General features: G+C 52.3%; 22 protein-coding genes. 18 read left to right on the plus strand and 4 right to left on the minus strand.

The window, feature by feature from the left end:
- Positions 1–7 precede the first annotated feature (7 nt).
- From ADINL_RS07770 to sthA, 7 genes are all read left to right on the plus strand, one after another.
- The gene (locus ADINL_RS07770) at positions 8–1,216 is read left to right on the plus strand and encodes an NADH:ubiquinone reductase (Na(+)-transporting) subunit B (RefSeq protein ID WP_036546022.1); all 1,209 of its coding nucleotides are present in this window, start codon (positions 8–10) and stop codon (positions 1,214–1,216) included.
- A complete protein-coding gene (locus ADINL_RS07775; protein WP_084154432.1) occupies positions 1,206–2,060 on the plus strand; it encodes a Na(+)-translocating NADH-quinone reductase subunit C in 855 nt (284 codons plus the stop codon). The genes ADINL_RS07770 and ADINL_RS07775 overlap by 11 nt, the downstream gene beginning before the upstream one ends.
- A gap of 2 nt (positions 2,061–2,062) precedes the next feature.
- Positions 2,063–2,722 carry an NADH:ubiquinone reductase (Na(+)-transporting) subunit D gene (locus ADINL_RS07780; protein ID WP_036546025.1) on the plus strand — a complete coding sequence of 220 codons (660 nt, stop codon included), beginning with the start codon at positions 2,063–2,065 and terminating at the stop codon, positions 2,720–2,722.
- Positions 2,723–2,725: 3 nt separating this feature from the next.
- On the plus strand, positions 2,726–3,334 hold the full coding sequence (gene nqrE / locus ADINL_RS07785) for an NADH:ubiquinone reductase (Na(+)-transporting) subunit E (RefSeq protein ID WP_036546028.1): 609 nt from the start codon (positions 2,726–2,728) through the stop codon (positions 3,332–3,334).
- A gap of 36 nt (positions 3,335–3,370) precedes the next feature.
- Positions 3,371–4,597 (plus strand): NADH:ubiquinone reductase (Na(+)-transporting) subunit F, encoded by a 1,227-nt coding sequence (gene nqrF, locus ADINL_RS07790; RefSeq protein WP_036546031.1) that lies wholly within the window; start codon positions 3,371–3,373, stop codon positions 4,595–4,597.
- A 110-nt stretch (positions 4,598–4,707) separates the two neighbouring features.
- Positions 4,708–4,968 carry a (Na+)-NQR maturation NqrM gene (nqrM, locus tag ADINL_RS07795; protein WP_036546034.1) on the plus strand — a complete coding sequence of 87 codons (261 nt, stop codon included), beginning with the start codon at positions 4,708–4,710 and terminating at the stop codon, positions 4,966–4,968.
- A 99-nt stretch (positions 4,969–5,067) separates the two neighbouring features.
- Positions 5,068–6,468 (plus strand): Si-specific NAD(P)(+) transhydrogenase, encoded by a 1,401-nt coding sequence (gene sthA / locus ADINL_RS07800; RefSeq protein ID WP_036546037.1) that lies wholly within the window; start codon positions 5,068–5,070, stop codon positions 6,466–6,468.
- Positions 6,469–6,542: 74 nt separating this feature from the next.
- On the opposite strand, the gene ADINL_RS07805 is transcribed toward sthA, so the two are convergent.
- Positions 6,543–6,830, minus strand: coding sequence for a hypothetical protein (locus ADINL_RS07805; protein WP_036546040.1), 288 nt, complete (start codon positions 6,828–6,830; stop codon positions 6,543–6,545).
- The gene (locus ADINL_RS07810) at positions 6,823–7,401 is read right to left on the minus strand and encodes a PilZ domain-containing protein (RefSeq protein ID WP_036546042.1); all 579 of its coding nucleotides are present in this window, start codon (positions 7,399–7,401) and stop codon (positions 6,823–6,825) included. Before ADINL_RS07810 ends, ADINL_RS07805 begins: the two co-directional genes overlap by 8 nt.
- Positions 7,402–7,505: 104 nt before the next feature.
- Here ADINL_RS07810 and ADINL_RS07815 point away from each other — a divergent pair, with 104 nt between their 5' ends.
- Both ADINL_RS07815 and ADINL_RS07820 read left to right on the plus strand, forming a co-directional pair.
- Complete coding sequence (locus ADINL_RS07815) at positions 7,506–8,753, plus strand: lipoprotein-releasing ABC transporter permease subunit (RefSeq protein ID WP_036546044.1); 1,248 nt, start codon at positions 7,506–7,508, stop codon at positions 8,751–8,753.
- Complete coding sequence (locus tag ADINL_RS07820; RefSeq protein ID WP_036546046.1) at positions 8,746–9,438, plus strand: ABC transporter ATP-binding protein; 693 nt, start codon at positions 8,746–8,748, stop codon at positions 9,436–9,438. Before ADINL_RS07815 ends, ADINL_RS07820 begins: the two co-directional genes overlap by 8 nt.
- On the opposite strand, the gene ADINL_RS07825 is transcribed toward ADINL_RS07820, so the two are convergent.
- Positions 9,435–9,989 (minus strand): DUF2062 domain-containing protein, encoded by a 555-nt coding sequence (locus ADINL_RS07825; protein ID WP_036546048.1) that lies wholly within the window; start codon positions 9,987–9,989, stop codon positions 9,435–9,437. The two genes, ADINL_RS07820 and ADINL_RS07825, sit on opposite strands and share 4 nt — an antisense overlap.
- A gap of 75 nt (positions 9,990–10,064) precedes the next feature.
- Between ADINL_RS07825 and ADINL_RS07830 the strand changes: the two genes are divergently transcribed.
- The 7 genes from ADINL_RS07830 to murB are packed head-to-tail and all read left to right on the plus strand — an operon-like array spanning position 10,065 to position 16,448.
- Entirely contained in the window at positions 10,065–12,320 is a 2,256-nt protein-coding gene (locus ADINL_RS07830; protein ID WP_036546050.1) for a DNA internalization-related competence protein ComEC/Rec2, read from the plus strand.
- 48 nt (positions 12,321–12,368) lie between these two features.
- Entirely contained in the window at positions 12,369–12,986 is a 618-nt protein-coding gene (locus tag ADINL_RS07835) for a MotA/TolQ/ExbB proton channel family protein (RefSeq protein ID WP_036546053.1), read from the plus strand.
- Between the two features lie 15 nt (positions 12,987–13,001).
- Positions 13,002–13,451, plus strand: coding sequence for an ExbD/TolR family protein (locus ADINL_RS07840; RefSeq protein ID WP_036546369.1), 450 nt, complete (start codon positions 13,002–13,004; stop codon positions 13,449–13,451).
- Positions 13,448–14,467 carry a tetraacyldisaccharide 4'-kinase gene (gene lpxK, locus ADINL_RS07845; protein ID WP_036546055.1) on the plus strand — a complete coding sequence of 340 codons (1,020 nt, stop codon included), beginning with the start codon at positions 13,448–13,450 and terminating at the stop codon, positions 14,465–14,467. The genes ADINL_RS07840 and lpxK overlap by 4 nt, the downstream gene beginning before the upstream one ends.
- A complete protein-coding gene (locus ADINL_RS07850) occupies positions 14,460–14,648 on the plus strand; it encodes a Trm112 family protein (protein ID WP_036546058.1) in 189 nt (62 codons plus the stop codon). Before lpxK ends, ADINL_RS07850 begins: the two co-directional genes overlap by 8 nt.
- 4 nt (positions 14,649–14,652) lie before the next feature.
- A complete protein-coding gene (kdsB, locus tag ADINL_RS07855; RefSeq protein ID WP_036546061.1) occupies positions 14,653–15,423 on the plus strand; it encodes a 3-deoxy-manno-octulosonate cytidylyltransferase in 771 nt (256 codons plus the stop codon).
- Positions 15,423–16,448: a UDP-N-acetylmuramate dehydrogenase gene (murB, locus tag ADINL_RS07860; protein ID WP_036546063.1), complete on the plus strand. Its 1,026-nt coding sequence runs from the start codon at positions 15,423–15,425 to the stop codon at positions 16,446–16,448. Before kdsB ends, murB begins: the two co-directional genes overlap by 1 nt.
- Positions 16,449–16,518: 70 nt before the next feature.
- On the opposite strand, the gene rne is transcribed toward murB, so the two are convergent.
- The gene (gene rne, locus ADINL_RS07865; protein WP_239644352.1) at positions 16,519–19,449 is read right to left on the minus strand and encodes a ribonuclease E; all 2,931 of its coding nucleotides are present in this window, start codon (positions 19,447–19,449) and stop codon (positions 16,519–16,521) included.
- A gap of 466 nt (positions 19,450–19,915) precedes the next feature.
- On the opposite strand from rne, the gene rluC reads away from it, so the two are divergent.
- Together rluC and ADINL_RS07875 are read left to right on the plus strand one after the other, a co-directional pair.
- Positions 19,916–20,902, plus strand: a complete 987-nt coding sequence (gene rluC / locus ADINL_RS07870; protein ID WP_036546070.1) for a 23S rRNA pseudouridine(955/2504/2580) synthase RluC — start codon at positions 19,916–19,918, stop codon at positions 20,900–20,902.
- Positions 20,903–20,933: 31 nt separating this feature from the next.
- Positions 20,934–22,547, plus strand: coding sequence for an ATP-binding protein (locus ADINL_RS07875; protein WP_161667739.1), 1,614 nt, complete (start codon positions 20,934–20,936; stop codon positions 22,545–22,547).
- Positions 22,548–22,549 lie beyond the last annotated feature (2 nt).

The raw sequence follows: 22,549 nt of genomic DNA on the forward strand, positions 1-22,549 counted from the left end.
GACAGGCATGAGTATTAGAGCTGTTTTAGACAAAATGGAGCCGCATTTTCATAAAGGCGGCAAATATGAAAACTGGTATGCACTGTATGAAGCAGTTGATACCATTTTTTACACACCGGGCAAGGTGACTCGTGCCGGTGCGCACGTACGTGATGGTGTAGACCTGAAACGTATGATGATCCTGGTCTGGATGTGTACTTTCCCCGCTGTGTTCTTCGGGTTGTACAGTGTGGGTCTGCAGGCGAATACCGCCATGGCAGATCTGGGTATCACCGAAGCTTCCGGCTGGCGTGGTTCCATCCTGACAGCGTTGACCAGCTATAACGCTAACAGCGTCTGGGATAACATCATTCATGGTGCTGTTTACTGGTTACCGATTTACGCAGTGACCTTTATTGTAGGTGGTTTCTGGGAAGTTCTGTTCGCCATGAAGCGCGGACATGAAGTCAACGAAGGTTTCTTTGTGACTTCTATTCTCTTCTCTCTGATTCTGCCAGCAACTATCCCGCTGTGGCAGGTTGCGCTGGGTATCACCTTTGGTGTGGTGATCGGTAAAGAGGTGTTTGGTGGAACGGGTAAAAACTTCCTTAACCCTGCTTTGACCGGCCGTGCATTCCTGTACTTTGCCTATCCGGCCCAGATTTCGGGTGACTCTATCTGGACGGCTGTGGATGGCTTCTCAGGGGCAACACCGCTGGCTTTGGCTGCTGAAGGTGGCGTAGAAGCCATTCTGGCGGCTGATGTCAGCTGGTTCAGTGCCTTTGTCGGTACTGTTCAGGGATCTGTGGGCGAGGTCTCGACTCTGGCCATTATGATCGGTGGCGCCATTATTATGTTTGCCAAGATCGCGGCCTGGCGAATCGTGGCAGGTGTGGCGCTGGGTGTCATTGGTACTACCTTGCTGTTTAATGTCATCGGTTCAGATACCAACCCGATGTTTGGCGTTCCATTCTGGTGGCACTTTGTCATCGGTGGTCTGGCGTTTGGTATGTTCTTTATGGCAACTGATCCAGTTTCAGCATCCATGACCAATACCGGCAAGTGGATTTTCGGTGCGTTGATTGGTGTGATGACCATTCTGATCCGTGTCGTCAACCCGGCTTTCCCGGAAGGTATCATGCTGGCTATTCTGTTCGCCAACCTGTTTGCACCGTTGATCGACAACTTTGTCGTGCAGGCGAATATCAAACGGAGGATGTTGCGTAATGTCGTCTAACAAAGATTCAATCGGAAGAACGATCATTGTAGCCCTGGTGCTCTGTGTGGTCTGTTCTGTGGTTGTATCGGCTGCGGCTGTCATGCTGAAACCGATGCAGCAATACAATATGGATCAGGACCGTAAGTCCAACATCCTGCGTGCAGCGGGTATTGTCGATCCATCCAAGAGTGTTGATGAGCTGTTTGAACAGATCACCACACGTACTGTTAACCTGCAGGCAGGGCAGTTTACCGAAGAGTTTATGGCAGAGGTTGAAGACTTCCGTCGTGCTGCCGGTGACCCGTCACTGTCCCGTTCGCTGAGTCGTAGTGAAGATGTGGCCTCTATCAAGCGTCAGCCGCTGAAGATGCCTGTCTACATTGTTGAAGCGGAAGATGGCTCGATTGAAAAACTGATCCTGCCGATTCATGGTTATGGCCTGTGGTCAACCATGTATGGTTTTCTGGCACTTGAGGGTGACCTGAATACTGTCGCAGGACTGGGTTTCTATGAGCATGCAGAAACTCCCGGTCTGGGTGGTGAGATCGATAATCCATCCTGGAGAGCTTCCTGGATTGGGAAGCAGATCTACTCAGGTGAATCGACTGATGAGCCAGCGTTACGGGTTATCAAAGGTGCCGTTGATCCATCTCAGTCTGGTTCTGAATACCGTATCGATGGTCTCGCGGGCGCGACGCTGACAGCTAACGGTGTGACGAACATGATCCGTTTCTGGATGGGTGAGTCAGGCTTTGGTCCGTTTATCGCAAATCTGCGTGCAGCCAGCGAGGCTGGTTCTGCTGAACTGGTAGAACCAGAAGCTGATGCAGATGCCGACGTACTTGAAGTGGATGAGGTGTAATTATGTCGAGCACTAAAGAAATCGTCATCACGCCGCTGTTCAAGAACAACCCGATTGCACTGCAAGTACTGGGTGTTTGTTCGGCGCTGGCGGTCACGACAAACATGAACAATGCGGTCGTTATGACCTTGGCGGTAATCGCCGTAGCGTCATTGTCCAACATGTTCATTTCTATCATACGAAATCAGATTCCGAGCAATATTCGTATCATCGTGCAGATGACCATTATTGCCTCTCTGGTTATAGTGGTAGACCAGGTACTGAAAGCAGTTGTGTACGATGTTTCCAAGCAGCTTTCGGTATTCGTTGGGTTGATCATTACCAACTGCATCATTCTGGGTCGTGCAGAAGCCTTTGCGATGAAGAACCCGCCAATCCCCAGCTTTATTGATGGTGTTGGTAACGGTCTTGGCTATGGCGTTGTACTGCTGTTTGTTGCGTTCTTCCGTGAGCTGTTTGGTGCGGGTACGCTGTTTGGCTATGAAATTCTGCCGCTGGTTACCAACGGTGGATGGTACTACAGCAACGGTATGCTGTTGCTGCCGCCAAGTGCGTTCTTCCTGATCGGTATCATGATCTGGTTGATTCGTACCAAGTATCCGGAGCAGGTTGAAAAGCCTGAATTCGTCATCGCCCCGAACACCCGTAAGGAGGCTGTGTAAGTCATGGAACAGTATATCAGTCTTGCTGTCCGTGCCATTTTCGTTGAGAACATGGCGCTGGCATTCTTCCTGGGGATGTGTACATTTTTGGCTATCTCCAAGAAGATTCAGACCTCTTTCGGTCTGGGTGTAGCCGTTGTTGTGGTGTTGTTGATCACTACGCCGGTCAATAACCTGATCTATAACTACCTGCTGCGTGAAGGTGCGCTGAGCTGGGCCGGTTATCCGGATGTGGATCTGAGCTTCCTCGGGTTTATCTCCTATATCGGCATCATCGCAGCGATGGTACAGATCCTGGAAATGTTTCTGGATAAGTACGTACCGGTGCTGTACAACGCGCTGGGGGTGTTCCTGCCGCTGATTACGGTGAACTGCGCCATCCTGGGTGCTGCACTGTTCATGGTAGAGCGTGATTACACCTTCGGAGAGAGTGTCGTCTATGGAGCTGGCGCCGGTATCGGCTGGGCACTGGCGATTACCGCGTTGGCCGGTATCCGTGAAAAGCTGAAGTACAGCGATGTACCGGAAGGACTGCGTGGCCTGGGTATCACCTTCATTATTGTTGGTCTGATGTCCCTTGGCTTTATGTCGTTCTCCGGCGTATCGCTTTAATCCACTGAAATAACTGTATAAGGGTGGAATAAGCTGATGAATGCAGAAATTACTCTGGGCGTGGTGATGTTTACGGCTCTGGTATTGGCAATGGTTGCCATTATCCTGGTCGCACGCTCAAAACTGGTCAGCTCCGGTGATGTCACGATTGAGATCAATGGTGACCCGGAGAAAACAATAACCGTACCGGCCGGTGGCAAGCTGCTGGGTGCTCTGGCAGACAAGGGCGTGTTCCTGGCATCTGCTTGCGGCGGTGGTGGTACCTGTGCACAGTGTAAATGTGAAGTACATGAAGGTGGTGGTTCCATGCTACCAACTGAAGAATCTCACTTTACCCTGCGTGAAGCCAAAGAAGGATGGCGCCTATCTTGTCAGGTACCGGTGAAACAGAACATGAAAATTCAGGTTGAAGACGATGTCTTTGGCGTGAAGAAGTGGACCTGTACCGTGGAGTCCAACCCTAACGTGGCCACTTTCATCAAAGAGCTGACCTTGCGTCTGCCTGAAGGTGAAAATGTGGATTTCCGTGCCGGTGGTTACGTACAGCTGGAGTGCCCGCCACACGTGGTGAATTACAAGGATTTTGATATTCAGGAAGAATACCGCGGTGACTGGGACAAGTTCGATATGTGGCGCTATGTCTCCAAGGTGACTGAGCCGACGATTCGTGCTTACTCTATGGCGAACTACCCGGAAGAGAAGGGTGTGGTGAAGTTCAATATCCGTATCGCTTCTCCGCCTCCTGGCACAGATCTGCCACCGGGTATCATGTCTTCTTATGTGTTTGCACTGAAGCCGGGTGACAAGATCGACGTCTACGGTCCATTTGGTGAGTTCTTTGCCAAAGATACAGACAACGAAATGGTGTTTGTCGGTGGTGGTGCCGGTATGGCGCCGATGCGCTCGCACATCTTTGATCAGTTGCTGCGTCTGAAGAGCAAGCGCAAGATCACCTTCTGGTATGGTGCGCGCTCATTGCGTGAAGCCTTCTATGTCGAAGAGTTTGATAAGCTGGCGGCAGAGAATCCTAACTTTACCTGGCATCTGGCGCTGTCTGATCCGCTTCCGGAAGATAACTGGACCGGGCCGACAGGCTTCATCCACAATGTGTTGTATGAAAACTATCTGAAGGATCACGAAGCCCCTGAAGACTGTGAGTACTACATGTGTGGGCCGCCAATGATGAACTCCGCTGTCATCAAGCTGCTTGAGGATATGGGGGTAGAGCCTGATAACATTCTGCTGGATGATTTCGGCGGCTGATCATAGCCAATAGCCCTGTAAATTCGATAAAATGGCCGGTAACTGAAATACCGGCCATTTTTTTATATATGCAGGATATACGGTATTGACCAAGGTTTTTTGGAGGTTTTATGGAAATATTTGTGATTACTCTGGTGATTCTGCTGTTGCTGACGCTGGGGATGTCCGTGGGTGTGATCATGGGACGCAAGCCGATTGCCGGTTCCTGTGGTGGCATGAGTGCACTGGGTATGGTGAAAGAGTGCGATATCTGCGGCGGCGATAAAGAAATTTGCGAGGATGAAGAAGAAAAACAGCGTATTATCAGTGCGCGCAAGCAAAAAACTGCACTGAATGCCGATCTCGCATACGAGGTTAAATCTAAAGGTTAATTGGCTTTCCACGGCAGGCTGTCTAGGCTAGAGGCTTGATCGTCTGCTGCAGGAATGGCCTGATCGACCGTGTATCAATAATCATAAAGGGGATAGCGAATGGCTGAGTATAACTACGATGTCGTAGTGATAGGGTCTGGACCGGCGGGCGAAGGTGCTGCCATGAACGCGTCAAAAAAAGGGCTGCGTGTGGCGGTGGTGGAAGAGCAGGATACTGTAGGCGGTAACTGTACCCACAAAGGCACCATCCCGTCCAAGGCTCTGCGTCATTCGGTTAAGCAGATTATTGAATTTAATACCAACCCCATGTTCCGCGATATCGGTGAGCCACGCTGGTTCTCTTTTCCTAAAGTATTGCGTCGCGCCGAGAAGGTCATCTCCAATCAGGTAATGCTGCGTACGAACTTCTATGCGCGTAACCGTATTGATGTGTTTTTCGGGTTTGCTTCATTTATTGATAAAGGCAAGCTGAAAGTCAAAAGCCCAGGTCAGGATGAAGAGATTCTGATAGCCAGGAATTTCATTATTGCCACGGGTTCCAGCCCCTGGTGTCCGGCGGATGTTGATTTTGATCATCCGCGTATCTATAACTCTGACTCCATCCTTAAACTGAATCATACGCCGCGTACCATGGTGATCTATGGTGCTGGTGTGATCGGTTGTGAGTATGCTTCCATTTTCAGTGGATTGGGTGTCAAGGTTGACCTGATTGATAACCGTGATCGCCTGTTGTCTTTCCTGGACGCAGAGATTTCTGACTCCTTGAGTTATCACCTGCGCAATAACGCGGTGAAGATTCGTCACAATGAAGAGTACCAGAGCATACAGGGCGATGACCGTGGCGTAACGGTTGAGTTTAAATCTGGCAAGCGTCTGCGTGCTGATGCGTTCCTCTGGTGTGCAGGGCGTTCAGGCAATACAAAGGGTTTGGGGCTGGAAAATATCGGTCTGACGGCTAACAGCCGTGGTCAGATTGAAGTGGATCAGCACTACAAAACTTCCTGTGAAGGTGTCTATGCTGTCGGTGATGTGATTGGTTGGCCAAGTCTTGCCTCTGCGGCTCTGGATCAGGGGCGCTCTGCAGCATCGGATCTGTTGCAGGCGGATGATTTCCGTTACATCAATGATGTACCTACGGGTATCTATACCATTCCTGAAATCAGCTCAGTGGGTAAAACCGAGGAAGAGCTGACGCAGGAGCGTGTACCCTATGAAGTGGGGCAGGCCTTCTTCAAAGACACGGCCCGCGCACAGATCTCCGGTGAGCCGGTTGGCATGTTGAAGATCCTGTTCCATCGTGAGACTTTCCAGATCCTCGGTATTCATTGCTTCGGTGATCAGGCATCCGAGATCATTCACATAGGTCAGGCGATCATGCGTCAGGATGGCGAAGCCAATACCTTGAAATACTTCGTGAATACGACGTTTAACTACCCAACTATGGCGGAAGCCTATCGTGTGGCGGCAATCGCCGGCATCAATCGGGTTGCCAATCTCTGATAGCAATCTGCTTTAGCCCCTCTTTACGTGATGCTGAATCCTGTGAAGAGGGCGTTTAGCAGGCGCATTATTTCTCAGTCCTTTGAGGGTGGCTTTTCGTATACATCATCCTCATAATAACGCCCGGTAATTTTCAGTCGACGCTCCAGTAAACGATTCAGATATTTCCAGATCAGAAAGGCAGGCGTCATCATCACCATAATGGCGACCATCAGCACGGCGCCGGCATGACTCTGGGGAGATTTGGCCACAGCCCAATCCAGAAAGCCGCTTTGACGCCCAAGATAAAACCAGCCGACCAGAAAAAGAAAGCCCGCAGCAATACCCAGGTGATGGAGCAGGCGTTGACGCTGTTCAGTCATCTTGCGGATCATCGTGCTGGGTATGATGCTGATCGAGTTGAGAGCGTAAAATCAGGCGTACCAGTTCAGTCCGGCAGACTTCCGGCATGCGCTGAAATTCCAGGCCTAACTCATAGTGCTCCTGTTTCTGTTCGCAGCGCTTCACTTCAGCCAAGAGGCGGATGCCGGTCTCAGATTCAGGCATAATCAGGCGGACAATCGCCATCCTTCCCAGCTCAATCGAGTCGGGAGTGTTGAAAGACAGTCCGCCTTCACTCAGATTGACACGATCGGTACGGATGTTGAACCCAAGTTCATCTGAAGCCGTCAGTGAGCGGGCGATGATATCCATTTTCTGGTTCATCAGCTGTAGTAATTTGGCTACCGGAACGGCTGTTTCGAGAGGTTGGTCCAGCTGTTGGTTGATAGCCGCGTTTAGCTGCTGCAACTCTGCATGCAACATAAAGTGCGGTGATACCTTAAAGGTTCCCGGCGCAGGGAGCTGGCTTGGATGCATCTCGGGGTCGATCAGATGAAACTCCAGTGCAACCCATTTGTCTATGCGATAGAATTGTCGGCGATCCTGTTCCAAGGCGATTCTCCGTCAGGTCAGTAGCGGTATTGCGCTTGAGTATACCCAATTATCCGATCAATCTGTTATAGGCAGCGTCAGCTGATTACGGGTTTAACTGAATTATGTTCCGACCCTTTTCCTGTTTTGTAGGATTGCGTTACACCGCTGCCAAGCGGGGCAATCATTTTATTTCTTTTATCTCAATGGTCTCCATGCTGGGCCTCACGCTTGGCGTTGCTGCATTGATTGTGGTGCTGTCCGTGATGAATGGCTTTGACCGCGAATTGCGTCAGCGCATTCTCGGCATGGTGCCACATGCAACGCTCAGTGATTATCAGCAGCCGATGAGTGACTGGCAGACTGTGCGTACGCGCCTGTCTGGTAATCCTCAGGTGGTTGCGAGTGCGCCCTTTGTACAGGCGCAGGGCATGTTGACACATGCAGGTCAGGTGCAGGGCGTCTTGGTGAGTGGTATCGATCCCGTGCTCGAACCTTCGGTATCCATTATAGAAGACCACTTTGTATCGGGTTCACTGGATACGCTGGAAAGTGGTGAATACAACATTATTCTCGGTGAGTTATTGGCGCGTCATCTGGGTGCGCGACCGGGTGATCGTGTAACGCTGGTGTTGCCGGAGGCTTCGGTCAGTATTGCCGGGATTGTGCCACAGATGAAGCGCTTTACCGTCACCGGGATCTTCTCTGTGGGGGCAGAACTGGATGCCAATCTGGCCTATATTCACCTGGCAGATGCGGCGCGTATCAAGCGCATGCCGGCAGGCAGTGTGGATGGATTACGCCTCAGCTTTGAAGACCTGTTTCAGGCACCCATGCAGGTACGGCAGCTGGCGACCCAGTTGGCGCGTCCTATGCAAGTGTCTGACTGGACCCGTACCCACGGCAATCTGTTTCAGGCGATTCAGATGGAAAAACGCATGATTGGCTTGCTGTTATTCCTGATTGTTTTTGTGGCGGCGTTCAATATTGTTTCGACACTGGTGATGGTGGTTACCGACAAGCGTGCGGATATTGCCATTTTACGCACCATGGGCGCGACACCGGCAATGATTATGCGGATATTCATGGTTCAGGGTGCGGTGATCGGTATGATTGGTACAACGCTGGGATTGATTTTGGGCGTTATTTTGGCCCTGACCGTTAGCGATCTGGTAGCGGGTTTTGAGCGACTGATGGGTATCGAGTTTTTATCAGCTGATGTGTATTTCATCAATTATTTGCCATCACAGATCGAGGTCAGCGATTTGGTCACTATTGTCACCACAGCCTTGCTGATCAGTTTTTTTGCCACGCTGTACCCGGCCTGGAAAGCATCACGTACACAACCGGCGGAGGCGCTGCGCTATGAGTAACATGGCTGTATTGCAAGCAACAGGCGTCAGTCGTGAATATGTTGAGGCAGGCCAGACGCTGACGATTCTGAAAGCACTGGATTTCTCGGTGTTGCCTGGACAGCGTTTGGCTATAGTCGGCAGCTCCGGTAGTGGTAAGAGTACCTTGCTGAATATTCTGGGAGGGCTGGATCGTCCTGATACCGGTGAGGTGCATCTGCTGGGTGACGCTCTGTACAGTGTATCGGAGTCACGTCGTTGCCGTATTCGTAATGAGAAACTGGGGTTTGTCTATCAATTTCATCATTTGCTGCATGAGTTCAGCGCGCTGGAAAATGTTGCCATGCCGTTGTTGATTCGTGGTACTGCCGTAGCGCAGGCGCGCGAGGCTGCCGCCGAGTTGCTCGAGCAGGTTGGTTTGTCACACCGAACGCGTCACAAGCCAGGGCAGTTGAGCGGAGGTGAACGTCAGCGTGTTGCCATTGCACGGGCACTGGTTACGCGTCCTGCTTGTGTGTTGATGGATGAGCCGACCGGGAATCTGGATCGTCATACAGCTGAAGAGGTGCAAAGCTATCTGAATCACCTGAATCAGACTCTGGGGATCGCTTTTGTGGTGGTGACCCATGACCTGCAACTGGCGTCACGTATGGATCAGGCCTTTCTGCTGGAAGAGGGGCGCCTGGTACCGCGGAGCGTTGTTTAGTCTTTACCGGACTGCTCAGCCTTCGCTTGTTGCCGTTTCAGGCGTTCCCGGCCGCGCATGATCCAGGTGCGGCGGACATGGATTGTCCAGATAATCCGAATCGTGATAAAACCGATCAGGCCAGCTATCAGTCCGCAAATGACTGAGCCAAGGATTAATGGACGCCAGATCTGGCGAAAATTATCGTACAGGGTGTCCAGATGCCATGTCATGGCATCTGCGTCGCTGCCGACGCCGAGAATGAGCTGACCGATACGGTAAGAAAAATAGAGCATCGGTGGCATGGTGATTGGGTTGGAAATCCAGACCAGTGCTACGGAAACCGGCAGATTGGAACCTACCAGCACAGCGAGTACTGCGGCAACTACCATCTGGAAGGGCATGGGTAAAAATGCACAAAAAATACCGACCAGAAACGCCAGTGAAACTGAGCGATGTGACAAGTGCCAGAGACCAGGGTTTCTGAGATGTTCACCAAGCCAGGTTAAGTGGGGGTGATTGCGGACCCAGTGTGGATCTGGCATGTATTTTTTTAGAATTTTACGCGGCATGATCGGCTAATCAGGGAGTGGTTATGCGGTTATTATGCCGGTTTATGCAGTTCAAACCAATAGTGAGGATCAGGGATGATCACCTATATTGCCGGTCTGTTGACGGTCGCATTTTTACCCGGTCTTGGTTATGTACTCGGTGCAGTGTTGTTGCTGCCACTGACATACTATTCCCGGCTACGTTTCTGGACTCTGACCTATCTGCTGGGCGTGCTGGTTGCTGTGGTTTACGGCAGTTGGCAGCTGCAGCACCGTTTACCGCTGTCTCTGGATCGCACGGATGTGGTACTGAGCGGGGTAGTGGTCAGCTTGCCGGAAGTCACTGAGCGACGTACCCGCTTTATTTTGCAAGTCGATACTGTGCAGAGTGACCAGCCGGCGTTGCAGCGCCTGCGTCGAATTCGTGTCAGTGATTACCGTTCATTCACCGGCGTTGCCGCCGCGCCGGTGCATGCTGGCGATTATGTGCAGGTCACCGTGCGATTACGCAGTCCGCATTTTCTTCAAAACCCCTATGCATTCGATCTGGAAAGGCATTTTTTAAGTTCAGGCTGGGATGCGTCGGCGACCCTCAGGGCTGTACATCAGCATACGGAAGGTGTGTGGATATATCGTCTGCGTGATGATCTCAGGTCTCACATACAGGCGCGCTTTCATGAACAACAGGTGGCCAGCTGGTTGCTGCCAGCCGTGACTCTGGGGGACAGGACGTCAATGACGGATGCGCATTGGCGTGTGCTTCAGCGCACCGGAACCGCGCATTTGCTGGTCGTCAGCGGCCTGCATATCGCTGTGATAAGTGGTGCCGGAATCTTGCTGGGACGTTTATTTAATGCAGCTTTGTTGTGTCTGAGAATCGAAACCACCCGTCTAAGATTCTTCCCGCTACTGCTGGCGTTTTTGCTGGCAACAGCGTACGCCTGGCTGGCGGGATTCAATCTTCCGGTGCAACGTGCCTGGATTATGGTCAGTATTTTTTTGCTGGGTGAGTGGCAGCTATTGAGATGGAGTGGCTGGACGCGCTGGCGTTTTGCCTTGTGCCTGGTGGTCACCTTGCAGCCATTGGCTGTTTTACAGCCCGGTGCCTGGATGTCATTTGCTGCTGTTGCGACACTGTTGCTGATGACTGATGTTTATCGTGGAGTCCGTCACACAGCATGGCTCGGGCTGGTGCGCGCACAGTGGATGATCTTTGTCGGTCTGTTGCCAGTCATGGCCTGGGTGTTTCAGCAGCTGAGTCTTTCCGCCCCCTTCATTAATCTGTTGGCCATTCCGGTTTTTTCAGTGTTTGTGATGGCGTTGCCGATCCTGCTACCTTTGGTATTGCTGGATCTGTTCTGGATGACTCAGCTGGTAGAAAAATTCCTTGAATTTTTCTGGCTTGGGCTGGTGTATGGCTCTGAATGGCAGTGGGGGTATCGGCCACTGGCAAAGCCAAATATCTGGATTGTTCTGTTTACACTCCCCCTGGTTCTGACGCTGTTGCTGCCTTTGCCGTTGCGCTGGAAGCTGCTGGGTATTCTCTGTTTTCTGCCATTGCTGTCTCCAAGGCAGCAGACCCTGCCGGAAGGTAACTTTCGTGCTTTGATATTCGATGCCGGGCAGGGGCTGGCTGTTTGGGTGGAAACCCGTGATGTGTCATTGATGTACGATACCGGGCCTGGATACCCCGGCGGGGGCAGTGCCTGGAAATATGCTATGGCACCCTGGTTTACGGCTCAGAATCGGCGGTCATTAACACATCTGGTGGTGAGTCATCGGGATCTGGATCATGCTGGCGGTATGGATGATCTGTTTGATCAGTTACGCGTGAGTCAGCTTTTCTCTGGCAGTGAGGATCTGCAGCAGCAAGGATTTGATAGCTGTCATGAGTCGCAGAGCTGGGTCTATAATCAGGTAAGCTTTCGTTTTTTGACACAGCCGCCAGCGGCAGATGCCAGTGAAAATGAACGTTCCTGTGTTTTGGAGGTACGTGGCAGTCAGTGTTCGCTGTTGTTGCCGGGTGATGCAGGGCATCCGACAGAATATGATCTGGTGCGCAGCGGCAGGTTACAGCCCATAACCTGGTTAGTAGCGGGGCATCATGGCAGTGCCAGCTCTTCCAGTGATGTGTTTGTTGAGCAATTGCAGCCCCAGGCGGTGATCTATACGGCTGGTTTCGGTAATCGTTATGGTCATCCGGCTGATGTAGTGTCAGAACGTTTTCGCCAACGTCAGATAGATGAGTACAATACCGCTACATCAGGTGCGGTGTGGCTGGAATCAACTGGTAAGGGTTGTCATCTGTCAACTCAGCGCCAACGAAAAAGACGTTACTGGACAAGTGGTTGAATTGCAGTTTTATGGTACAGTTAGGCCTGTAATTAGGAGGCTTGCAGCGTGTTTGAACTGATTAAAGCGGGTGGTTGGCTGATGCTGCCCATTATTGCCTGTTCTATCGCCGCGATGGCGATCTGCTTTGAACGGCTATGGTTTTTAAAAACAAACCGGGTGATTCCTGAAGGATTGCTGGCGGAGGTCTGGGAGTTGATTCGCAGTGGCGAAATGACGCCTGAACGACTGCGAGAGATCGCCGAGGGCAGTCCATTAGGTACTGTCATCGTTGCCGGGGTGCGCAATGCCCGATATGGTCGGGATGTCATGAAAGACAGTATTGAGGAAACCGCAAGCCACGTCATTCATGAAATGGAGCGTTATCTGAACTCGCTGGGAACGATTGCGGCCATTACCCCCTTGTTGGGACTGTTGGGCACCGTGATCGGCATGATCAAGGTTTTCACCGAGATCATGATTCAGGGAACCGGTAACGCCAATGTGCTGGCGGGCGGTATCTCCGAGGCGCTGATTACCACTGCAGCGGGTCTGTCGATCGCGATTCCGGCCCTGGTCATGCACCGTTACTTTCAGCGCCGGGTGCACACGCTGGTGTTGACCATGGAGCAAGAGGCGGTCAAATTGGTTGAAGTACTTCACGGTGAGCGTGATGATTCACTCTGAACCCCGAGGTGCATGGTGAAATTTGCGCATCAACAGCAAGAGCCGCTGAGCATTAATCTGACACCACTGATCGATGTGGTGTTCTTGCTCCTGATCTTTTTCATGATTACGACGACCTTTACGCGTGAAACCCAGCTGGAAGTCAGCTTGCCTGAAGCCAGCTCGGCGCAAGCCGCTTCTCAGGAGCAGCAGCGTATTGATATCCTGATCAGTGCCGATGGACTCTATTCAGTGAATGGTCAGGCGCTGGTCAATGCTCAGCCTTTGACCCTGCGTCGTGCCATTATCGAACTGGCCGAAGATGAACGGCAGATGCCCTTTGTTATTACGGCAGATGCCCAGACTCCACATCAGGCAGTGGTGACGGCGATGGATGTTGCCGGGCAGCTCGGGTTTTCTCAATTACGCATTACCACTCAGGATCTGGCTGGTGCGGCTGACGTCGATGATCCGTCCAGTCCATGAGTAGTCGGTTGGAGAGGGCCTGGTATCGCCAGGCACCTTGGCTGAAGCTTTTCCGTCCGGTATCAGTATTGTTTACCTGTCTGGTTAAACGTCGTCGTCAGCGCTGGTTGCAGAGCAAGGCAGTCTGGCACGCTCCGGTACCTGTGATCGTTGTCGGCAATATTAGTGTAGGCGGTACTGGTAAAACACCGGTAGTGCTGGCATTAATTGAGTGGTTAGGTTCTGAAGGTTATCAGCCAGGTGTGGTAAGCCGTGGATACGGTGCCAAACCACCTTCGTATCCCTGGCTGGTAAAGCCTGAACAGGACGCCTCCCTGACCGGTGATGAGCCCCTGTTAATTGCGCAGCGTGCACAGGTGAAGGTGGTGATCGATCCGGATCGTCCAGCAGCCGCTCGGGCGCTACTTGCTGATGGGCAGTGCAATGTGATTATCAGTGATGATGGCTTGCAGCATTACCCCTTAGGTCGTGATATCGAAATTGCCGTGATTGATGGCCAGAGAGGGCTAGGCAATCACCGCTGTTTGCCGGAAGGCCCCTTGCGTGAACCACCGGAGCGTCTGAACAGGGTTGATCTGGTGTTGCAAAATGGTGGTGATATGCTGCATCACCCGGCAGCGAATATTTTTCAGCTGCAGGCAACCCGCATCACCCGGCTGGATGGCAGTGATCCCCAGTCTTTGGCTCAATGGCTGGCCCAACTGAAAACACCGCGTGTGCATGCAGTCTGTGGTATTGGTCATCCTGAGCGTTTTTTCAGCACGCTGGCTGCCGTCGGACTGGATTGCGTACCCCATGCGTTTGCAGATCATCATGCTTTCAGTGAAGCAGAACTCCTGGCGTTAGATGGTTTGCCGCTGGTGATGACCGAGAAAGATGCGGTCAAATGCAAAGATTTTCAATTGCCTGATGGTTGGGTCCTGCAGGTTACCGCCGAGCTGCCTGACAGGTTCAAAGATATTTTATTGCAGCAATTGGCTGCGTGTCAGTTTAAAGAGGGTAAAGGAAATGGATAAGAAACTGTTGGATATACTGGTGTGCCCGGTGTCCAAGGCTCCGCTTGAGTACAATGCAGATGCGAATGAACTGATTTGCCGTGCCAGTGGCCTGGCGTATCCGATTCGTGATGATATTCCGGTATTGCTGGAATCAGAGGCACGTACCTTAACTGCCGACGAACGCCTGAAAGAGAAATAATGCCATGGGTTTTTCAGTGGTAATACCCGCTCGCTTCGCATCCAGTCGCTTTCCCGGAAAACCCCTGGCGGATCTGTGTGGCAAGCCGATGTTACAGCATGTCTATGAGCGTGCATGTGAAAGTGAAGCACTACGCGTGATTGTGGCAACAGATGATGCGCGCATCGCCGAGGTGGCTGAGGGGTTTGGTGCAGAGGTGTGCCTGACGCGTGCGGAACACCCCTCTGGTACGGACCGGTTGCAGGAAGTAGTGCAGCGGCTGGGCTTTTATGCCGATGATATAGTGGTCAATGTTCAGGGTGATGAGCCTTTGATTCCGCCACGTATTATTAACCAGGTTGCGCATAACCTGATGGCCATGCCTGAAGCGGGTATTGCAACTCTGTCTGAACCGATTGAAACCCTTGAGGCGTTGACCAACCCCAATGTGGTCAAGGTTGTCAGTGATCGCATGGGCATGGCGTTATATTTTAGCCGGGCAACCGTGCCCTGGCCTCGTGATGCCTTTCAGCAAACAGTCGACCGATTGCCTGCAGATTTTAGTTGGCAGAGACATATCGGCCTGTATGCTTATCGTGTTCGCATGCTTAATGATTTTGTCACCTGGCCACCCGCAGCGCTGGAGGAAACAGAGTGTCTTGAGCAGCTACGTGCCCTGTGGAACGGGGTGCGTATTCATGTCGCGCTGGCTGATGAGGCACCACCTGCTGGTGTTGATACACCGGAAGATCTGGAGCGGGTACGTGCCTTGCTGGTCGCAGGAACACTGGATTAATGCTGACATTTCAGACTGACTTCTCGCTGCAGCGCTATAACAGCTTTGGTTTTTCAGCTGTTGCTGAGCGTTTTGTTGCGGTTGAGGATATTGCAACGCTGATTCCGCTGGTGAACCACTGTCAGCAGCAACGTTTACCACTGCTGCTGCTGGGTGGTGGCAGTAATCTGGTGTTATCGGATTGGATTCCGGGTGTTGTGGCCCATATGGCGCTCAAGGGTGTCGAGGTTAGGCGTCGGGAGGGTACTCGTGCATGGCTGCGTATTGCGGCTGGAGAGCCCTGGCATGAAACGCTGGAATATTTACTGCAGCAAGGCTTTTATGGGCTGGAAAACCTGGCGCTGATTCCCGGTACAGTCGGCGCAGCGCCGGTACAAAATATTGGCGCATACGGGCTGGAGTTAAAAGACCGGCTGACCGGCGTTGAAGTATACGATACCCAAGAGCAGCGCATGCGGATGCTCAGTCCGGAGTTCTGTCAGTTTGGTTATCGTGAGAGTCTGTTCAAATCTGAGGCACCAGGGCGCTATATCATCACGGCAGTCGAGGTGTGCCTGTCTACCGAACCAGACGTGATGAAGCTTGAGTATCAGGCTCTGCGTGAGACATGTGAAGCACTTGCTCAGGGTGACATTATTACGCCACAACATCTGTTTACGGCTGTGTGCCAGTTGCGCCAGAGTAAACTTCCAGATCCCCGGTTGATCGGGAATGCGGGCAGTTTTTTCAAGAACCCGTATGTGTCTTCAACTGAGTACCAGCATTTAAAGGCGCAATATCCGTCATTGATAGGTTATCCTGAAGGTGATCTGGTTAAGCTGGCTGCTGGCTGGCTGATAGAGGCTTGTGGCTGGAAAGGGAAGTCTGTGCGAAATGTTGGTGTGTACGAGAAGCAGGCGCTGGTGCTGGTAAATCATGGTGGTGGTAATCGCGCACAGATTGAAGAGCTTGCAGCTGCAATAGGTCAAACAGTTGAACAGCGCTTTGGTGTCAAGCTGGAGGCTGAGCCGCGCTTCTATCCTTAAGGATATTCTGGATAAAATAAAAGGGCGGGTATTAACCCGCCCTTTTATGTATCTGAAAGACTCAGTCTGATTAGCTGTTGCTCTCAGTTTTTTCTGCTGATTCAGCCAATGCTTGCTGACGCTTCAGTCGTGGATCATTTGGCGCACGACGACTTCTGCGTTTCGGTTGCTCAGACTGCTCAGCTTGTTGAGGTGCTGGTTCAGTTGATTGGGCAACTGGCTCTGCAGCTGTCGGCTCAGTGACATCCTCTTGCGTCAGTTCGGCCGGCTCAGCTTTCGTCTCCTTTTCAGCGACGGGCGTTTCAACTTCAGGCGTTTCAACGGCTGATGTTTCAACTACAGGTGTTTCCGTGCCTTTGGCGTCATCCGTTGCCACGTCTGCTGTTACGTCAGTGATTGCCGCTACCTCTTCCTGCACAGGCATGGATTCAAAGATATCGGTTTGCTGAGCCTGAGGCTGGGTAGTTTTCGGCTCTGTTTCAGCTTCGACCTGAGTCTCTGAACGGGCCTCAACAGGAGCCTCAGTGGGTGTTTCAGCCTGAGTTTTGATTTCAGTTTCAGCATTCGTCTCAACCGGAGTTTCGAGCTCTGCTTCAACTTTGCTTTCAACGTCTGTTTCGGTCATTGCAGCGGACTCCACATCAGTCTCTGCTTTAACCTCGACGACAGCTTCTGTCGATGTGATTTCGGTGTCTGCTGCAGGTTGAGCCAGCTGGGCAGATGTCTCGGATACTGCAGATTCTGATTCAGCATCGTTCGATGTCTCTGCAGACGTATCATCAACAGTCAGCGTCCGTTTAGCGCTGCGTTCACCGTTGCGACGACGGCGACCGCGCTGACGACTACGTCCACTGTCCTGCTCAGGCGTGGATTCTTCGCCGGCAGTGTTGTTATCTGCGAGCTCCAGATCCTGTTCCACTACAGCTTGTTCAGTGGTGTCTGGCTTGTCCTGGCGACGCTTGTCGTTGTTGCGACGACGACGGCGAGGGCGAGTACTGCCATCTTCCTGAGGTTGCTGCTTGTCACCAATGGGTGGCAGGTTCTGCTCAGGTTCGATAGTGATGATTTCGTCCTGGCGGTCATCACGGCTACGCTCCTTGCCACGACGGTCATTATCGCGTGAACGACGACGGCGCTTGTCACCTGAAGCGGCCTGGCGTTGGCGGCGATTGTCGCCGTCAGCTGTTGCCTTGCTGTCATCCTGGCGTTGCTCGCTGGGTGTAGCGGCCTTCTTGGCAGCAGTAGCCGTGGGCGGTGCTACAAACAGCGTTTTCAGGGTCGAGATAACGCGGCTGGCGAATGAGCTGCCACTGCGCATGGCGGGTTGCGGTGCTGTTTCTGCTTGTACAGGTGCCGCAACAGCGGCTGCCTTGGGTGCTTCAGCCGCAACGGGTGTTTTGCGCTCAGGTGGTGCAATCGTTTTGACTGCCGCCTCTTCGCGCTTGACTGGCTTGCGGTTGCTGTTGTCGCTGGGCGCTGCCTGAGCTTCAGGTTTAATGGTGTAGCTGAGATTGTCCGTGGTGCTGACCGTATGGTCATCACGCAGGCGTACCACTTCGTAATGCGGCGTTTCCATGTTCGGATTAGGAACAATGACTACCTGCACATCGTGGCGCAGCTCAATAGCATGGACTTCGGCACGCTTTTCATTCAGCAGGAAAGTCGCAACACTGACAGGCAGGATCGCACGGATCTGTGCAGTGCGTTCTTTGGCTGATTCTTCCTCGATCAGTCGCATGATCGACAGGGCCAGTGAGCCAGTATCTCGAATCACGCCAGTGCCATTACAGCGAGGACACACGGTACCACGTGTTTCGCTGAGTGAAGGACGCAGACGCTGACGTGACATTTCCAGCAGGCCAAAACGTGAAATACGGCCCATCTGGACACGTGCACGGTCTACTTTCAATGCATCACGCAAGCGGTTTTCTACTTCGCGCTGGTTTTTGATCGGCGTCATGTCGATGAAGTCGATCACGATCAGGCCGCCAATATCGCGCAAGCGCAACTGACGGGCGATTTCATCGGCCGCCTCAAGGTTGGTGTTCAGTGCGGTTTCTTCGATATCACCACCGCGTGTTGCGCGTGCGGAGTTAATATCAATGGAGACCAGTGCTTCGGTTGGATCGATAACGATTGATCCGCCCGAAGGCAGGTGTACTTCGCGCTCAAAGGCCGTTTCAATCTGGCTTTCGATCTGGAAGCGGTTAAACAGCGGTGTCGCTTCTTTATAAAGCTTGACGCGGTTTTCGAAGGTCGGGATTACCTGACGAACAAACTGCAGTGCCTGTTCATACACTTCCGGGCTGTCAATCAGTACTTCACCAATGTCGGCACGCAGGTAGTCTCGAATGGCTCGAATCACGACACCGCTTTCCTGATATACCAGGAAGGGAGCAGGGCGCTTGTTGACTTCCAGAATGGCGTCCCACAGCGTGGTCAGATAGTCCAGGTCCCACTGCAGTTCTTCGCTGCTGCGGCCGATACCGGCGGTGCGGATGATGACGCCCATGTTGTCAGGTACGTTAACGCCGGACAGGGCTTCTTTTAACTGTGCGCGGTCATCGCCTTCGATGCGTCGTGAGATACCGCCTGCACGTGGATTGTTTGGCATCAGAACCAGGTAGCGTCCAGCCAGACTGATAAAGGTTGTCAGTGCGGCACCTTTGTTGCCACGCTCTTCCTTATCAACCTGAACAAAGACTTCGGTGCCTTCTTTGATGACTTCACGGATGCTGGGACGTTGGCCGCGCTCAGGCGACTTGTGAAAGTATTCGCGGGAAATCTCTTTGAGTGGCAGAAAGCCATGTCTTTCTGCGCCGTAATCTACAAATGCGGCTTCAAGACTGGGTTCAACCCGAGTGATGCGGCCTTTATAAATATTGGCTTTTTTCTGTTCCCGGCTGTCGGATTCCATATCCAGGTCATACAGCCGTTGTCCATCGACAAGCGCAACACGCACCTCTTCAGACTGAGTTGCGTTAATCAGCATTCTTTTCATGTTGTTATGCGTTCTCAAAAGCGTAACGCATTGCACCCCGAGCCTAAGCGTATCGGGTGAACCTGAAGTCCAGTCTTTGTGATCGGCTGTCGCTATCGGCGAATTCAGCACAGGGCAGAATATATCTGCCAAACATATCGGCGGTGAAGGAAACGTTAACCAATGTGGTTATTCTGTATGCCTTGTGTCTGCGTATACGCAGTTTCCGGGTTAACGTGCGTCTTCACCTCCAACCGGACCCTCGCTTCTGCAAAGGTGGTGAAAGCGTTACTTAAAATTCGGTTTAAAATTTCAAGTGAAATCTGTTTATGCTGCCGACTTCTGAGGCAAGGGCGGACTGTAAAGTTCAAACGGAAACATCACCGGTTGCCTTGAATCGAAAATAGCTAAAGCCAACGGCTTGCAGCATCGGTAGAATATAACAGTAAAGCTACATAGCATCAATCAATCGGATTCAATCAGGATTATGTCAGAGACACAACAGGACCCAAATAACCGCCCAAGCGTCAGATATGTCGTTGTGACAGCTGATCGAGAAGGTCAGCGTATCGATAATTTTTTGCGCACTGAGCTGAAAGGGGTACCGAAAACCCTGCTGTATCGCATTTTGCGCAAGGGCGAAATTCGGGTAAATCGTAAACGTATCAAGCCGGACTACAAACTGGTTGCAGGGGATGAGGTGCGTATTCCGCCAGTGCGGGTCCCTGAGCAGGATGCCCCGGCGCCCGTCGGCAAAAGCCTTGCCGGGCATCTTGAGAGTGCAGTGCTGTATGAGTCGGATGGGTTGGTGATACTGAATAAGCCATCGGGCTTAGCGGTACATGGCGGTAGTGGCATTCAGAACGGTTTAATCGAAGCTTTGCGCCAGATCCGCCCGGATGCGCGTTTTCTGGAGCTGGTGCATCGCCTGGATCGGGATACCTCAGGCTGTATTATGGTTGCCAAGAAGCGCAGCATGCTGCGCTATCTGCATGAAGCTTTACGGGAAAAGCGTATACGTAAAGTTTATCACGCGCTGGTAGTGGGGCGTTGGCCTAATCGTCGTCAGCGTGTCAATGCACCGTTGCTGCGTGATGAGCTGAGATCAGGCGAACGTATTGTACGTGTACAAGCGGAAGGCAAGGACTCTATTACTGACTTTCAGGTGCTGCGCCGCTTTGGTGATATGGCGACGCTGGTCGAAGCTTGTCCTTTAACCGGCCGTACGCATCAGATTCGTGTGCATGCTCAGTTTACCGGCTATCCTATTGTAGGGGATACGAAGTACGGAACCGATACAGACAATACGCAGATGCGTGAATGGGGTCTGAAGCGGCTGATGCTGCACGCCGCTGAGTTGCAGCTGACCTTGCCGGATGGTCAGCCGTTACAGGTCAGGGCAGAGTATGATGCCGAAATGGCGCGAGGGATTGATCTGTTGCTGGCAAAGCAATCCGCTACTGGCGTCGAGTAGGTTGATCAGGGTCTTGCGGAGGGGCGGGGTGGTGTTGAGCATACGAACCCAGATGCTGGGCCTTGTTGGCGCGCTTTTGGCCCTGATTCTGGGGATGCAGGGTGTGTATCTGAATCTCAGCAAGGCGGATCTGTTGAGTGAGCAGATCGGTATGCGCGCGCTCAATGTAGCCAAAACGGTCGCAGTTATCCCTGAACTGGTGGATGCATTTGATAGCCCGGACCCCGCAGCGATTATCCAGCCGATTGCTGAGCGAATTCGGGCTGAAACCGGAGCTGCCTATGTTGTGGTCGGTAATCGTGACGAAATCCGTTACTCGCATCCGGTTCCGGAGCGTATTGGTGGGCGCATGGTTGGAGACGACAATGCCCCGGCCTTGATCGAAGGACGCTCCTATGTGTCTCTTGCGACAGGGACGCTGGGTGAAGCGATGCGTGGCAAGACCCCGGTGAGACGGGCTTCCGGTGAGATTATCGGAGTGGTCTCGGTCGGTTTTCTGCAGGAGAAAGTCAGTCAGGATGTGGGTCGCTCATTGTATCTGGGCTGGTTGATGATTGCCGCTTCCGTATTGTTGGGGTTGACCGGTGCCTTGTGGATCTCAATGCATTTGAAGCGCTTGATTCTGGGGCTTGAGCCGCATGAAATAGCCAGGTTAGTCAATGAGAAAGAGGCAATTCTTCAATCAATACATGAAGGTGTTGTCGCGGTTAATCGAGAGGGGCGTATTACGCTGTTGAATCAGTCGGCCAAGCGTACGCTGGGTATTCAGGATGGCCGGGATTTTCTCGGTGTACCCGTAGATCAGCTGGTACCGAATTCACGTTTGCAGGAAGTTCTGACCAGTGGTGAGCGTCAGTTTGACCGTGAGCTTTGGGTAGGGGATGTCCCTGTGATCGTGAATCGGGTGCCGATCTTTAATCCTCAGGGGGATGTCGATGGTGCCGTGTCCACATTTCGCAGTCAGCAAGAGATTCGTGAGCTTTATTCGGCATTGAAAAAAGTCAGTGCTGATGCTGATGTGTTGCGCGAGCAGGCACATGAGTTTTCCAATCGCCTTTACACTATTTCAGGTTTGTTGCAGTTGAATCAGATAGATGAGGCTCTGGCGTTAATTCATCAGGAAGGGCGTATAGAGCAGGAAGAGGTGCGCTTTGTTTTGCAACATCTGAAAAATCCGGTTCTGGGGGCGATGCTGCTGGCCAAGATGAACACTGCGCGGCAGAAACACATCCAGTTTGAACTGGACAGCAACAGTTCCCTGGAAGTGATGTTGACCCAGTCAGGGCAGGATGTGTTGCTGAAAATTATCAGCAATCTGATTAATAATGCCTTTGATGCGGTGCGTGAACGCCCCGATGTCGTGCCGCGGGTGCGATTGTTTTTTACTGATCTGGGAGATCAGGTACTGATTGAAGTAGAGGACAGTGGTCCAGGTGTTGATCCGGAAGCTCTGGCGTTGATTACCCAGCAGGGCTACTCCACCAAGCCAGGTGAACATCGTGGCATTGGTCTGGCGCTGGTTCAGCGTATTGCCACGCTGTATGCCGGTGATGTGTATCTGGAAGAGGGTGAGTTGGGCGGTGCGTGCTTCGTGGTAACTCTGGACAAGATGCAAATCAGCCATGCTGATGTAATGGAAGAATAATA

Source organism: Nitrincola lacisaponensis (assembly GCF_000691225.1).
In the GTDB taxonomy this organism is placed as follows: domain Bacteria; phylum Pseudomonadota; class Gammaproteobacteria; order Pseudomonadales; family Balneatricaceae; genus Nitrincola; species Nitrincola lacisaponensis.